This window comes from Microvirga sp. 3-52 (genome assembly GCF_018383585.1).
GTDB lineage: Bacteria > Pseudomonadota > Alphaproteobacteria > Rhizobiales > Beijerinckiaceae > Microvirga.
Genome location: NZ_JAHAMK010000008.1, coordinates 129,825 through 143,972, shown reverse-complemented (window position 1 = coordinate 143,972; position 14,148 = coordinate 129,825). Strand labels below are relative to the sequence as shown.

Below are 14,148 nucleotides of genomic sequence, written 5' to 3'. Positions count from 1 at the left end.
GAGGCGCCGACGCCGACGAACATCTCGACGAAGTCGGAGCCCGAGATGGTGAAGAACGGCACGTTGGCCTCGCCCGCGACCGCACGGGCGGTCAGGGTCTTACCGGTGCCGGGAGGGCCGACGAGCAGCACGCCGCGGGGGATGCGGCCGCCGAGGCGCTGGAACTTCTGCGGATCGCGTAGGAACTCCACCACCTCCTGCAGGTCCTCCTTGGCCTCGTCGATGCCGGCTACGTCATCAAAGGTCACGCGCCCATGCGCCTCCGTCAGAAGCTTCGCCTTCGACTTGCCGAAGCCCATGGCCCGGCCGGCGCCGCTCTGCATCTGGCGCGACAGAAACACCCAGGCGCCGATGAAGAGCGCGATGGGCAGGATGTTCATGAGGACCGCGATGAACCAGGGGGTCGAATCCGACTGCGGACGGGCCGTGATCTGCACGCCCTTCTGCTGCAGCTTCGTGACCAGCATCGGGTCGCTCGGCGCATAGGTCGTGAAGGTGCGACCGTCGGTATAGGTGCCGCTGATCTCCGGCCCGGAGATGACCACGCTGGTGATGCGCCCGGCATCGGCCTCGCTGAGGAGCTGGCTGTAGGCGATATCGCTGCCGCCGCCCCGTTGGCCTGGGCTCTGGAAAAGGGTCACGAGCGCCAGCACCAGGAGGAAGATGACGACCCACAAGGCGAAGTTGCGGAAATTTGAATTCATCGGATCAGGTTCTGCCCCAGAGGGAGATGAAGCGCGAGGAGATCTCCCCGTGCGGTTAGACTCAATGTAGGCACACCGTCTCGCCTTGCCAAGGGAATGCGGCGTCCATGGGGCGTGATATCCGATTACGCTGGCTAAGAGAATTGGCTAACGGCCCCGGCGGCGCGGCGGTTCCGGGCCGATGGAGATTGGTCCTGAGCGGCCCAGCCGAACGAGAGCGCCGGCGATGGTGAGGTGCAACGCCTCCCCTGCCCTGACGGCCTCCCGCAACCGCTCCGTGCAGGCTTCGAGCCGATGGAGGCGGCTGTTTTCGAGCCCTGTCGTGGCGATGGCCCGCTCCATTATCCGCAGGGCAATTTCGAAAGGCTCGTTTGCAAGGATGCCGGCCTGGAACGAGAGATTGCCGCCCTCGAGAACCGGCCCAGCTCGTTCCAGCGCTTCCTGCGCCTTGAGGTCGAGGGCCTCGTCGGCCTGGGCGGCGCGCTCGGCCAGGCGCGCCAGGCGCTCTGCATCGAGCCCTTCCGCAGCCAGGAGCGGCATGAGCCGCCGCCAGCGGACGCGGGCATACCGCTCGTCGGCATTGGACGGATCGTCCACATAGCGCCAGCCGTACCCCTGACACAGATCGAGAAGAGTTGCCTTCGGCCAATCGAGGAGCGGCCGCACATGCGGGATACCGTGCCTGTCCGTCTCCCGGCGCATGCCGGCGAGGCCCGAAAGGCCTGATCCCCGGGCCAAGCGCATCATCACCGTCTCGGCCTGGTCGTCGAGGGTATGGGCGGTGGCCAGATGCGACGCGCCCACCTCGTGGGCATAATCGACGAGAAGCCGGTAGCGCGCCTCGCGCGCGGCCTCCTGAATGCCGGTTCGAGGCTTGTCTCCCGTCCAGGTGAGAATCCGGTGCGACAGGCCGAGAGCAGCGGCCTCCCGCGCGACGAAGGCAGCCTCCTCGGCGGCTTCCGGCCGCAAGCCATGGTCAACGGTGGCAACGTGAACGGGAGGTCGCGAACCGGCGGCATGCCAGCGGGCGAGGAGATGCATCAGGGCCGTTGAATCGGGCCCGCCGGAGACGGCGGCGACGATGCCCGAGGCCCGGTTCAAGACCTCGAAAAGATGCTCCAGTCCTTCACCCGAGAGCACATCGTCGGAAGGCGGAGGGGCGGCCATGGCTTGGCCCTTCAAATTTCGTCAGCGGCTCAGCTGCACTTGATGCGCTTCTGCTCGCGGTCGGATGCCTGGCGCACGGGGGCGGAGGCCTGGGGGTACTTGCGGTCGAGCTCGGCAAAGACCGCGCAGGCGCGATCCTTGGCACCGAGACCGTTCAGCGAGATGCCGAGCCGCAGCAGGGCATCGGGCGCCTTGGCGGCATCCGGATGTTCGGCCGTGACGTTCAGGAACTGCTCCGCGGCCTCGCGGTAGCGGCTGCGCTGGAGATAGGTCTCACCCAGCCAGAAGGTCGCCTCGGGAACCAGCTTGTCGCGGGGATTGGACTGGAGGAAGCGGCGAAAGCCCATCTCGGCCTGATCGTACTGCTTCTGGCTGAAAGAGGCGTATGCAGCGTCGAAATCGGAGCGCGGATTGCCGACGCTCGTCGCCGCGACGCTCGGACCCGGGCGCTCCGCAAGGGCACCCTGCGGCAGAGCCGCCTCCCGGTCGTGCACGCCGCCATCCATGGGCGCACCGTCCACGCCGACCTGCTCGTCCTGCTCGATCAGGTCGCCGATTCCGGCAAGCTGCCCGCCGGGCAGCGGCATGGGACGGTTCGCGTCCGCCGTCAGGGGGGCGGACGGCGCCGTGGTGCCGAGCGGACGAGGCGCGCCGGGAGCGTCCGGTGCCTCGGAAGGGTCGAAGAGGTCGCTTCGGCGCTGCGGCTGGGCCGGCGTGGGCTGGGCGGGAGGCTGCGCCGGGCGCGAAGGGGTGGTCGTGGGCGACGACGGCCGGGAGCCGCCGCGGCTTTCCTGGAAGCGGAACTCCACGTCCTCCTGGAACTTGCGAAGCTGCTCCTTGAGCTGACGGTTCTCGTACTGAAGCTGCTCCATCTGCCCGGAAATCTGGCGGAACTGGCTCTCGAGCCGGTTCAGGCGCACGATCGCGTCGGCGGCGTCCTGCGCGGCGGCAGGGAAAACCGAAGTGGCAGCCAGAGCCAGGGCAAAGGCGAAAAAGACAAACAGGCGTCGAAACATGCTGGGATACCGTGAAGGTCCTCGAATGAGGAGGCCGATAACACAAAAGCGCCGCCACGGCGAGAATGTGGCGGCGCTCTGCGATGTCACGAAGGCTTGAGCTCGAGCATCGGACCCAAAAGTGGACTCACTTTTGGGGGCAAATCCGATGCTCTCCCTCTTGGCTGGCGCATCGTTAGGGCGGAAAACCGGATCCACTTTTCCTCACGATGGGCTAGGTGAGGCTTTATGCCCCGGCGCCGCCGCCGAGCACGGTGACCGCGCGGCGGTTCTGCGACCAGCAGGAGATGTCGTTGCAGACCGCCACCGGACGCTCCTTGCCGTAGGACACGGTGCGGAAGCGGTTGCCCGGGATGCCGCGCGAGATCAGGTAATCGCGGACGACCTGTGCGCGGCGGGCGGAGAGCGAGTAGTTGTACTCGCGGGTGCCGCGCTCGTCCGCGTGGCCTTCGAGGATGAAGGTGTACTGCGGGTAGCGCTGCAGCCACTGTGCCTGCTTGTCGAGGGTCGAGACGGCCGTGGGGGTCAGGTCGGTCGAATCGGTCTCGAAGAACACGCGGTCGCCCACGTTGACGACGAAATCCTGGGCGCTGCCCGGGGTCGCGGCGCCGCCGGCCCCGAAGCCTCCGGCCCCATCGGCCATACCATCTTTGTTGGATGAACACGCCGCCGCCCCGAGAGCGAGGACGATAGCAGCGGCGAACTTGACGGCGCGCAGCGTCATCATTGGCAGTACTCCTTACACATACGTTTGCCGAACGTTGTGTCTTTCATATCGGGAGGATGGTTAAAGGAGGGTTCCGTCAACCGTGAGGACGCACGCGGGATTAAGGTGAATTATGGCCAAGTTGTGGAAGTTGGGGTTAGGGTTAACCGGCAGTAAACAGCATCGAGCTGAGTCGTTTATTCCTACCGCAAGGGAAGTCAAATGAAGCTAGGCTGCTACCGTTTGTCGGTTTCAAGCGTTGAGAGGTCATAAATATCGTGACGACCCAACCCGGAAGCCTCCGACATCCCTATCGCAAAGCCCTGGACGATCTCCGCCTGGAAAGGGCTTTCGCGCGCATCGCCGACAGCGACCTGCGCCACGGCAACGCCGTTGCCCTGCTCCGGGACTCGAGAGAAAACTACCCGGCCTGGCTGGAGGCGATCCGATCGGCGCAGACCGTCATCCATTTCGAGAACTTCATCATTGCCGATGACGACTCGGGCCGCCAATTCGCGGAAGCCCTGATGGAGCGCGCGCGCGCCGGCGTGCGGGTGCGGGTGCTCTACGATTGGCTCGGCTCGTCCATGCGCGCCCTGCCCCATTACTGGCGGAGGCTGCGCGAGGCGGGCGTCGAAGCCCGGGTCTTCAATCCGCCCCGGCTCACGGACCCGTTTTGGATTCGCCGCAACCATCGCAAGCTGATCACCGTCGATGGGCGCATCGCCTTCGTCTCCGGACTTTGCATCTCCGACAGCTGGGTGGGCAAGAACGGCGTCGAGCCATGGCGGGACACCGGCCTGTCCCTGGTGGGACCGGTGGTGGCCGATCTCGATGCCACTTTTGCGGAAAGCTGGGTGCTCGCGGGCATGAAGGCGATCCCGAAATCCGAGTTGCCCCACGCGGACCTGATCCCCCATGCCGGCTCCGTACCGGCACGGGTCATCAGCGGCGAGCCCGGGATGTTCCGCACCTACCGCGTCGACCAGTTCATCGCCGCGACGGCCCAGCGCAATCTCTGGCTCACCGACGCCTATTTCGTAGCCACCACCTCCTATGTGCAGGCCCTGGGCGAAGCGGCGCGTGACGGGGTGGACGTGCGCATCCTCGTTCCAGGATCGAGCGACGTGCCCGCCCTGCAGCCCGTGGTGCGGGCCGGCTACCGCTCGCTGATCGAGGCTGGCATCAGGGTCTATGAGTGGAACGGCTCGATGCTCCACGCCAAGACTGCCGTGGCGGACGGACGCTGGGCCCGCGTCGGCTCCACCAATCTCAACATCGCAAGCTGGGCGACCAACTGGGAACTCGACGTGGTGGTCGAGGATGCCGGCTTCGCCGAGGCCATGGAGGCGATGTATCTGGAGGATCTCGCCAACGCGACCGAGATCGTTCCCGGCTGGCAGTCCAGGCGCCGTCAGGCCAGAAACATGCGTTCGCGCCGCGGCCACCGCTTTAAAAGAGGCGGGGTGCGCAGGCTCGCCGCCGGTGCCCTCGCCCTCTCGAGCACGGTCGGCAAGGCGGTCGGTTCACGCTCCCTGACGGCGACGGAAGCGAGCAGCGTCGCCATCATCGGCTTCGCGCTTCTGGCCCTCGCCGCACTGATCACATTCTTTCCGGTCGTGATCGTGTCGCCGATCGTCATCGTCCTGGCCTGGCTCGGCATCGCACTTCTCATCCGCGCCTTCCGGCTCAAGCGCCGTGTGCGCCTGAGACGGCGAAAGCTTGCCCTGCGGCGCAGACTGACCAAGATCAACGATAGCAAGGCTTCGCCAGGAGAGTAGGACCCGGGAAGAATAAAAGGAAACCAACGGTCAAGCTTGGCGTTGATCTCTGGGCAGGGCAGTGCATCCCTTTTCGAGGAGGACTCCTATGGTTACAGGCACCACCGGCTCTTTCGATACCCTCGATCGCACCCACGCCATGAGCCAGCTTCTGGCGCAGAACTGGTGGGCGCTGGCGCTCCGCGGCGTCTTCGCGATCATCTTCGCGCTCATCACGTTCTTCATGCCGGGAGCCACGCTCCTGTCCCTGGTCTGGGTTTTTGCCGCCTACATGCTGGTCGACGGCGTGTTCGGCATCGTCTCAGGCATCAGGGCCGCCTCCAACAACCAGCGCTGGGGCCTTCTGATCCTCGGCGGCATCCTGAACATCCTGGTGGGCATCGTGGCCTTCCTGATGCCGGGGCTGACGGTCCTGTTCTTCGTCACCCTGATGGCCGTGTGGTCGCTCATTTCAGGCGTTCTCATGATCGTCGCCGCCTTCAAGCTGAACCCGACCTACGGCCGCGGCTGGCTGATCTTCAGCGGCGTCGTCTCAGTTCTGTTCGGGATCGCGCTCCTGCTTGCCCCGCTCGTCGGCGCCGTGGTGCTGACCTGGTGGCTGGGGGCCTATGCGCTCGTCTTCGGCATCTCCCTTCTCGTTCTCGCCTTCAAGCTGAAGGGCCACAAGGACGAAACCGGCACCGCGGCACCCATGGCGGCTTGATCAAAGAAAAGGGCGCTTGAAGCGCCCTTTGTCTCTTTCGATCAGTTGCTCTGCCGGCTTTCGCTCAGAAGCGGCGACCAGGTCGGGTCGGACGCGAAGGACGGGGTCGGCACGGGCTGTTCCACGCGGCCGGTGATGTCGACCATGTAGAGCTTGCCGCCGGCCTGTCCGCCCGGATCGCGGAAGAACAGGATGTACTGGCCGTTGGGCGCCCAGGTCGGGCTCTCGTTGTGGAAGCCCTCGGTCAGGATGCGCTCGCCCGAGCCGTCCGGCTTCATGATCCCGATGGCGAAGCCGCCGGCGCGCTGCTTCGTGAAGGCGATGTAGTCGCCGCGCGGCGACCAGGCCGGCTGCGAATAGGAGCCGTCGCCGAAGGAGATGCGGCGCTGGTTCGAGCCGTCCGCATTCATGGCGTAGATCTGCTGCTTGCCGCCGCGATCGCTTTCGAACACGATCTGGCTGCCGTCCGGCGAGAAGGACGGCGAGGTATCGATGGCGGCGGTCGAGGTCAGGCGCGTGGTGGCGCGCGAGCCCAGATCCATCATGAAGATGTTGGCATTGCCGCCCTGCTGCAGGCTCAGGACGATGCGCTGTCCGTCCGGCGCGAAGCGTGGCGAGGAGGCCATGTCGGGGAAGTTGCCGAGCACCTGGCGCGAGCCGGTTTCCAGGTTGATCACCTGCACGCGCGGCTGCTGGCCCTCGACCTGAGCCGAGTAGGTGATGTCCTGCGTCGCGGGCGAATAGCGCGGCGTCACGACGGACGTATCGCCTTGCGTCAGGTAGCGCACATTCGCACCGTCCTGATCCATGATCGCGAGCTTCTTGCGACGGTTCTCCTTCGGTCCCGATTCATCGACGAACACGATGCGCGTGTCGAAGAAGCCGCCGAAGCCCGTCACCTTGGTGTAGACCGCGTCAGAAATGATGTGGCCGACCCGGCGCCAGAAATTGGCGTCGGTGACGTATTGCTGGCCGGTGAGCTGCTGGCCCGACTCGATGTCCCACAGGCGGAACTCCGCACGAAGACGGCCCGAGGGATCGCGCGAGATGCGGCCCGTCACGAGCGCCTGCGCGCCCGCCATCTTCCACGCATCGAAACGCGGCGCGGCGTCGAAAGACGGACGCTCCGGGAAACGCGACTTGTCGAGGGGCGCGAAATAGCCCGACCGCTGCAGGTTGTTGGTGATGATGCCGGACACGCGCTGACCGAGATCGCCCTCGCCGGAGAAATCGGCAATGGCGATGGGCATGGGCTGGAACTGGCCGCCCGGTCCAACGCGGAACGAGAGCTGCGCCTGGGCGGAAGGCACAAGCGCCGCCATGGGCACGGCTATGGCCAGCGCGACAAGAAGACGGGAAACGAAGCGAGTGATCATGGGATGATGTCTCAAGCTTGATGGGCTTTAAGAGAGAGGAGGATCGAACTGGACGTTCAAGACTTTCCAGTCCGCGTAATAGGGAACGAACTTCGCCGGGATTTCGAACTGGCGGCACTTGCGAATGGCTCGAACAGCCGCATCGGCAACCGCACGATCGGTCGAGCTGCTCCCGGCCTGGAGAATCCGCGGCTCGGTGCTGAGCGATCCGTCCTGGTTCAGGCGGATATCGAGAACGGGAGCCGTGACCTGGCCGCCTGAGGCCGCGATCGGCGCGCTGTAGCAGCGCTCGATCTGCGAGACCAAGAGCCCGATGAGCGCATCCCTCAGGCTCGGAGAGAGTTTCGCCGCCGATCCCGTCGCGGTGCCGAGCGAGGCGGTCTTCTGGACCTCCGCGCCGGTCGCGCCGGTGGACTGGTTCTTTTCCTTGCTGTCGAGGAACTGCTTCAGGTCGCCCATGTCGAGCTTCTTGGCGATCTGGGCCTCCTTGCGCGCCTTGGCCTCGGCCTCTTCCTTGGCCTTGGCTTCCGCGAGCTTCTTCTCGGCTTCCGCTTTTGCCTTCGCTTCCGCCTCGGCCTTCGCTTTGGCTTTCGCCTCCGCGACGCGCTTCGCCTCTGCCTCGGCTTCCGCCTTGGCTTTGGCTTCCGCCTTGGCCTTCGCCTCAGCCTCGATCTTCGCCTGCTCGGCGGCCTTGGCCTTCTCGATGGCCTCGGCTTCGGCCTTTTCCTGGAGCTTCTTTTCTTCCTCGGCCTTGGCCTCGGCGGCCTTTTCTTCCTGCGAGCGGGTCGGCGGCGCTGGCGGCGGAGGCTGGGCAGCCACCGGCTCTTCCTTCTCGGCGACCTTCATCTCGGCCGGGCGCTTGGGAGGAGCCGGCGCATCCCGCTTGTCCTCGCCGGGATCCTTCAGCTCGGTCTTGTCGGCGACGCGCTCGGCGCGGGGCTTCGGCTGCGGGGCCTTGGCGTTCGTCTCGCCCTTGGTGATCTGGGAAAGCTGGTTGTCGGTGATGATCTCGACCGGGATGCCTTCCTGCGCCTCGGGGAATTCGGAACCGACCGACAGGCCGATCAGGGCAGCAGCCAACAGCGACGCATGCGCGACGCCCGAGACCCATAGGCCCGGCTCGGAGGTGTTGAATTTCAGCTTCAACGCCACGTGTGTTTGCCCCTTGCTCTCATTCCGCTCAGCGCTGATCGACCTCGGTCACGAGGGCGACGCGCTTGTAGCCGGCCGTGGTCACGATCGACATCACCTGGGCGACGCGCCCGTAATCCACCTTCTTGTCGCCGCGCACGAAAATGCGCTCGTCGAAGCCCGATTTCGCCGCTTCCGCAAGCTTGCCGACGATGGCCTCGTCCACCAACTCGGTCTCGCCGAGGAACACCTGGCCGGTCGCCTTGATGGAGAGCGTCACCGGCGTCGCATCGGAGTTCAGCGGCGCGGCCTTCGTCTGCGGCAGATCGAGCGGCACGCCGGCGGTCATCATCGGCGCTGCCACCATGAAGATGATGAGCAGCACCAGCATGACGTCGATGAACGGCGTCATGTTGATCTCGTTGATCGCGCCTGGCGTCCGGGCGCGCCTGCGCCGACGCCCGCTGCCTCCTGCCCCTGCCCCTGCCATCATGGCCATGCCAGGCTCTCCTTACGCGGCGTTGGCGGGATGGTGACCCGCATGGCCGATGCGCTCGTCGATCTGGCGCGACAGGATGGCCGAGAACTCGTCGGCGAAGCCCTCGAGCCGCGACTGGAGCTTGCCGACTTCCGATTGCAGCTTGTTGTAGGCGAGCACCGCCGGAATGGCCGCGAACAGGCCGATGGCGGTGGCGAACAGCGCCTCCGCGATGCCGGGTGCCACGACCGCAAGGCTCGTGTTCTTGGAGGCGGCGATCGACGTGAAGGAATTCATGATGCCGATCACCGTGCCGAAGAGGCCGATATAGGGGCCGGCAGAGCCGATGGAGGCCAGGACCGTCAGGCGGGAATTGAGCCGCTCCACCTCGCGCTGGATGGTGACGTCGAGCACCTTGTCGATGCGCTGCGGCAGGCTCTGGAACGAGCGCCCCGAGCCCTCGAAGGAGCGCTTCCACTCGCGCATGGCGGCCACGAACACGGCGGCGAGGCCCGTGGCGGGGCGGCTCTGGAGGGAGCGGAACAGCTCCTCGAGCGACTGGCCGGACCAGAACACGTCCTCGAACCGGTCCATGGCCCGCTTGGTGCGGGCGTAGAGCAGGGTCTTGTCGATGATGATGGCCCAGCACCAGACGGAGGCCGCGAGCAGGCCCAGCATCACGAGCTTGACGACGAAATGGGCCTGCCAGAACAGGCCAAAGAAGGACAGGTCGTGGGCCACAGGAGCAGCCTGGGCCACATCAGCCGGGTTCATAATTCTCGTCCTCGCTCTTCGAGCAGCCTTGGAAGGCGATCCAAGGCCCACCGCAGAATGGTCTAGGAAAATCTGTTCTTGTGTTACCGTTCGTTCGCCCCTGAATCTGTCGAAAATAAGGGCACAGGGTAACAAGACGCGAGATCGTCCAAGACCGTTACCTGTTAGGCACAGGGTAAGGTTAAGGTCTGGTTTAACTGCGGCGGCGCGGAGGCGAATTATCTGAAATTGATAAGAAAATTCCGGCTGGCATGCGCTGGTGGCAGGGCTCCTGCGCACCCTGCCCATAGGGCATGGCGCACGCTTACGGGTTGACAGTCAGTGCCGCCCTCAGCTCGTCCGGTATCCGCACGGCTCGCCCTCCCCGGACGGCCGCGACCATCACATCGGCAGTCACCAGCACATCGTCGCCGCGCCGGACCTCCTGGGCGAGCGTCATCGAGGCGCCGCGCATCTCCTTGGGGCGGGTCACGATGGTGAGCACGTCGTCCATGACGGCCCCGCCGAGGAAATCGATCGTCATCCTGCGGACCACGAAGGCGAGCCCGTCCATATCCGCATGCAGATCCGACTGCGCCACCTCGACCGCCCGCAAAAGCTCCGTGCGCCCGCGCTCCATGAAGCGGAGATAGCTCGCATGATAGACCCGGGCGGAAAAATCCGTGTCCTCATAGTAAACCCGGAGGGGCAGGATGTGAGCTCCGTCCTGCATGAAGCCGGAGAGATGGGAGCCGATCACTCCTCTCTGATCGCGCTTTTCACTCATCCGGGTCCCCGCCGAACAGCCCGAACTGCGCCGCGGTCTCACGGGTGGGCTCCGGAATGCCGAGGTGCTTGAAGGCGTGGGGCGTGAGGATGCGCCCGCGCGGGGTGCGCTGCACGAAGCCCTTCTGGATGAGATACGGTTCGATGATGTCCTCGATGGCATCGCGCGGCTCGGAGAGCGCCGCCGCGATGGTCTCGATGCCGACCGGGCCGCCGCCGAAGGAATTGGCGATCATGGTCAGGTACTTGCGGTCCATCAGGTCGAGACCGATGGGGTCGACGTCGAGGAGGCGAAGCGACCGGTCGGCGAGGTCGCGCGACACCGTCTGGACGCCATCGACGATGGCGAAGTCGCGCACCCGGCGCAGGAGGCGCCCGGCGATGCGGGGCGTGCCGCGGGAGCGGCGGGCGATCTCGTTCGCCCCTTCTTCACTCATGCCGAGGCCGAGCACGCGCGCGCCGCGGCGCACGATCAGCTCCAGCTCGTCGACGGTGTAGAATTCGAGCCGGATCGGGATGCCGAAGCGGTCGCGCAACGGCGTGGTGAGCAGGCCCGCGCGGGTGGTGGCGCCCACCAAGGTGAATTTCGGCAGCTCGATCTTCACCGAGCGGGCGGCCGGTCCTTCGCCGATGATCAGGTCGAGCTGATAATCCTCCATGGCGGGATAGAGGATTTCCTCCACGGCCGGGTTGAGGCGGTGGATCTCGTCGATGAAGAGCACGTCGCGTTCTTCGAGATTGGTCAATTGGGCCGCTAGGTCGCCCGCCTTGGCGATCACAGGGCCCGAGGTCGAGCGGAAATTGACCCCGAGTTCGCGCGCGACGATCTGGGCAAGCGTGGTTTTTCCTAAGCCCGGAGGACCGACGAAGAGCACGTGGTCGAGAGCATCGCCCCGACTCTTGGCGGCGTTGATGAAGACCTGGAGATTGGCCCGCGCGGCCTTCTGGCCCGTGAAATCGTCGAGCGAGAGCGGCCGGATCGACGCATCGACATCGTCCTCGCGCTTTTCAGGGCTGAGCAGGCGGCGGGAATCGGTCAAAGAGGCTTACCTTCCGAAGGCTTCATATAAGCGATGACGCTCTAATACGCCATTCTTAACAAGATCAAAACAGGAACGTTGAGCGGGCGCTCCGCGACATGGATCCCATTCCGCCCTGCGGCCGCCGGGAATGACACCCTCTGACGTCATGGCCGGGCTTGACCCGGCCATCCCGATGAGGAGAGGCTCCGCGCTTTTCCAATCGAGATCACCGGCACAAGGCCGGTGATGACGTGGGTGTCATGACTGGTCTCCCACCGGTGATGACGACGAATGCTCTAACGATTACCGCGCCAGTTCCCGCAGTCCCAGCCGGATGAGCGTCTTGGCTTCGGCTTCATCGCCCGCCTGCTTCATGGCGGCGGCCACGGCCGCGGAGGCCTGAACCTGGGGATACCCGAGATTGACCAGAGCCGAGATGGCGTCCGCTACGGGCGCCGGGGCGCTCCTGTCCTCCACCGCCCCTGTGAGGCGGATCAGCGCCGGATCGACGGCTGCGAAGGCCGGAGCCTTGTCCTTGAGCTCGGAGACGATGCGCTGGGCGAGCTTCGGGCCGACGCCGGGTCCACGGGCCACGGAAGCCTTGTCGCCGGTGGCGATCGCCGTGGCGAGGGTGCCGGGATCGAGCACCGAGAGGATGCCGAGCGCCACCCTCGAGCCAACGCCCTGGACCGACTGCAGCAGGCGAAACCATTCGCGCTCGGAATCCGAGCGGAAGCCGAACAGCCGGATCATGTCCTCGCGCACATGGGTCTCGATGGACAGGACCGCCGCCTCGCCGGTGGGCGGCAGGTTCTGGAGCGTGCGGGAGGAGCAATGGACCACGTAGCCGACCCCGTGCACGTCGAGGATCACGAAATCCTCGCCATAGGAATCCACCACGCCTTTGAGTTTGCCGATCACGTTCCTGCCCTCTCCACCGTCATCCCCGCGAAGGCGGGGATCCCTAACCGCCGGCGGATCTTCATTCTGCCACGCCGGTGTCTATGGGTTCCGGGCCCGGCTCCGCCGCCCCGGAAAGACATAAGTATTTCTGTAACAGATTAATAGCTCGCCGCCAGGGCGCGGGCCTTGCGGTGGTGGGCGTGGGCGATGGCGATCGCCAGCGCGTCCGCCGCATCGGCTTTCTTGAAGTCGGCCTTGGGCAGCAGGATCCTCACCATGGCCTGGACCTGGTCCTTGTCGGCATGGCCGACGCCGACCACGGTCTTCTTGACCTGGTTGGCGCCGTACTCCGCCACCGGCAGGCCGTGGAGGGCCGGCACCAGCAGGGACATGGCTCGGGCCTGGCCGAGCTTGAGGGTCGCCTGGGCGTCCTTGTTGACGAAGGTCTCTTCGACGGACACTTCGTCGGGCGTCCAGGTCCTGATCACGTCCGTCAGCCGATCGTGGAGCTGCTTGAGCCGCAGGGCCAGGTCGAGGTCTCCGTCGGAGGTCACAACCCCGCAGGCCACGAAGGAGAGCTTCGTCCCCTCGACGGTGATGACGCCCCAGCCCGTGTTGCGCAGGCCAGGGTCGAGGCCGAGGATCCGGATCCGTTCGCTCAAAGACTGTTCTCCACCGGCATGCCCGGGCCTGTCCCGGGCATGCCGGTCCTCTTACCATGCTAAGGCGTGGATGACCGGAACAAGTCCGGGCATGACGAACGGTTTATTACTCGGCCATCTTCTGCATGAGGGCTTCCGAGAGCTCGAAGTTGCCGTAGACGCTCTGGACGTCGTCGTGCTCCTCGAGGGACTCCATGAGTTTCATGAGCTTCTCGCCGGTCTCGTCGTCGACGGCGACGGGGGTCTGAGGCTTCCAGACGAGCTTCGAGGCCTTCGGCTCGCCGAACTTGTCCTCGAGCGCCTTGGTCACCTCGTTGAGGGAGCCCTGGTCGCAATAGATCTCGTGGCCGTTCTCGGAGGAGACCACGTCGTCCGCGCCGGCATCGATGGCGGCTTCCAGCATGGCGTCGGCATCCGCCACATCGGGCCCGAACTCGATGTAACCGACCCGGTCGAACATGAAGGAGACGGCTCCGGTTTCGGCGAGGTTGCCGCCGCTCTTGGTGAAGTAGGAGCGGATGTCGGAGGCCGTGCGGTTGCGGTTGTCGGTCATCGCCTCGACGATGATGGCGGCACCGCCGGGGCCGTAGCCCTCGTAACGGATCTCGTCGTAGTTCTCCGCATCGCCGCCGGAGGCCTTGTTGATGGCGCGCTGGATGTTGTCCTTGGGCATGTTCTCGGCGCGGGCGGCAAGGATCGCGGCCCGCAGGCGCGGGTTCATGTTGGGATCGGGCATGCCCATCTTGGCCGCCACGGTGATTTCCCGGGCGAGCTTGGAAAACACCTTGGACCGCACCGCGTCCACCTTGCCCTTGCGGTGCATGATATTCTTGAACTGTGAATGCCCGGCCATGGGGGCCTCCGAAAGTTCGGCCGAGGGCGGCTTGCACGGCAAGCGCCCGTCAGGCCGGAAAAGTTGACGATGGCAGGCTTATAAGGCGGCGAAGGGCTTCAGGCAAA

15 protein-coding genes are annotated in these 14,148 nt (G+C 65.5%); 2 read left to right on the top strand and 13 right to left on the bottom strand.

Features of this window, described 5'->3' with window-relative positions; all coding sequences use genetic code 11:
• The 4 genes from KHP60_RS09305 to pal form a co-directional block, all read right to left on the bottom strand.
• On the bottom strand, positions 1-704 hold a 704-nt coding region (locus tag KHP60_RS09305), incomplete at its 3' end, for an ATP-dependent metallopeptidase FtsH/Yme1/Tma family protein (protein WP_213563612.1).
• A gap of 147 nt (positions 705-851) precedes the next feature.
• Positions 852-1,871 carry a tRNA lysidine(34) synthetase TilS gene (tilS, locus tag KHP60_RS09300; RefSeq protein WP_213563611.1) on the bottom strand — a complete coding sequence of 340 codons (1,020 nt, stop codon included), beginning with the start codon at positions 1,869-1,871 and terminating at the stop codon, positions 852-854.
• Positions 1,872-1,900: 29 nt separating this feature from the next.
• Complete coding sequence (gene ybgF, locus KHP60_RS09295; protein WP_213563610.1) at positions 1,901-2,887, bottom strand: tol-pal system protein YbgF; 987 nt, start codon at positions 2,885-2,887, stop codon at positions 1,901-1,903.
• A 226-nt stretch (positions 2,888-3,113) separates the two neighbouring features.
• A complete protein-coding gene (gene pal, locus KHP60_RS09290) occupies positions 3,114-3,614 on the bottom strand; it encodes a peptidoglycan-associated lipoprotein Pal (RefSeq protein ID WP_213563609.1) in 501 nt (166 codons plus the stop codon).
• Positions 3,615-3,871: 257 nt separating this feature from the next.
• On the opposite strand from pal, the gene KHP60_RS09285 reads away from it, so the two are divergent.
• On the top strand, positions 3,872-5,374 hold the full coding sequence (locus KHP60_RS09285) for a phospholipase D-like domain-containing protein (RefSeq protein WP_311924755.1): 1,503 nt from the start codon (positions 3,872-3,874) through the stop codon (positions 5,372-5,374).
• Positions 5,375-5,462: 88 nt separating this feature from the next.
• Positions 5,463-6,077 (top strand): HdeD family acid-resistance protein, encoded by a 615-nt coding sequence (locus KHP60_RS09280; RefSeq protein ID WP_213563608.1) that lies wholly within the window; start codon positions 5,463-5,465, stop codon positions 6,075-6,077.
• A 41-nt stretch (positions 6,078-6,118) separates the two neighbouring features.
• Here the strand turns inward: KHP60_RS09280 and tolB are convergent, their stop codons facing one another.
• The 9 genes from tolB to KHP60_RS09235 all read right to left on the bottom strand — a co-directional run bounded on the left by tolB (position 6,119) and on the right by KHP60_RS09235 (position 14,041).
• Positions 6,119-7,453, bottom strand: a complete 1,335-nt coding sequence (tolB, locus tag KHP60_RS09275) for a Tol-Pal system beta propeller repeat protein TolB (protein WP_213563607.1) — start codon at positions 7,451-7,453, stop codon at positions 6,119-6,121.
• Positions 7,454-7,480: 27 nt separating this feature from the next.
• Positions 7,481-8,599, bottom strand: coding sequence for a cell envelope integrity protein TolA (gene tolA, locus KHP60_RS09270; RefSeq protein ID WP_213563622.1), 1,119 nt, complete (start codon positions 8,597-8,599; stop codon positions 7,481-7,483).
• A gap of 34 nt (positions 8,600-8,633) precedes the next feature.
• Positions 8,634-9,083: a biopolymer transporter ExbD gene (locus KHP60_RS09265; protein WP_213563606.1), complete on the bottom strand. Its 450-nt coding sequence runs from the start codon at positions 9,081-9,083 to the stop codon at positions 8,634-8,636.
• Between the two features lie 12 nt (positions 9,084-9,095).
• Entirely contained in the window at positions 9,096-9,836 is a 741-nt protein-coding gene (gene tolQ / locus KHP60_RS09260; RefSeq protein ID WP_213563605.1) for a protein TolQ, read from the bottom strand.
• A gap of 304 nt (positions 9,837-10,140) precedes the next feature.
• Positions 10,141-10,548, bottom strand: coding sequence for a tol-pal system-associated acyl-CoA thioesterase (ybgC, locus tag KHP60_RS09255; RefSeq protein ID WP_213563621.1), 408 nt, complete (start codon positions 10,546-10,548; stop codon positions 10,141-10,143).
• 46 nt (positions 10,549-10,594) lie between these two features.
• A complete protein-coding gene (ruvB, locus tag KHP60_RS09250; RefSeq protein ID WP_213563604.1) occupies positions 10,595-11,641 on the bottom strand; it encodes a Holliday junction branch migration DNA helicase RuvB in 1,047 nt (348 codons plus the stop codon).
• A gap of 285 nt (positions 11,642-11,926) precedes the next feature.
• Positions 11,927-12,544 carry a Holliday junction branch migration protein RuvA gene (gene ruvA / locus KHP60_RS09245; protein WP_213563603.1) on the bottom strand — a complete coding sequence of 206 codons (618 nt, stop codon included), beginning with the start codon at positions 12,542-12,544 and terminating at the stop codon, positions 11,927-11,929.
• 140 nt (positions 12,545-12,684) lie between these two features.
• Positions 12,685-13,188 (bottom strand): crossover junction endodeoxyribonuclease RuvC, encoded by a 504-nt coding sequence (gene ruvC / locus KHP60_RS09240; protein ID WP_213563602.1) that lies wholly within the window; start codon positions 13,186-13,188, stop codon positions 12,685-12,687.
• Positions 13,189-13,294: 106 nt separating this feature from the next.
• Positions 13,295-14,041: a YebC/PmpR family DNA-binding transcriptional regulator gene (locus tag KHP60_RS09235; protein WP_213563601.1), complete on the bottom strand. Its 747-nt coding sequence runs from the start codon at positions 14,039-14,041 to the stop codon at positions 13,295-13,297.
• Positions 14,042-14,148: the final 107 nt, after the last annotated feature.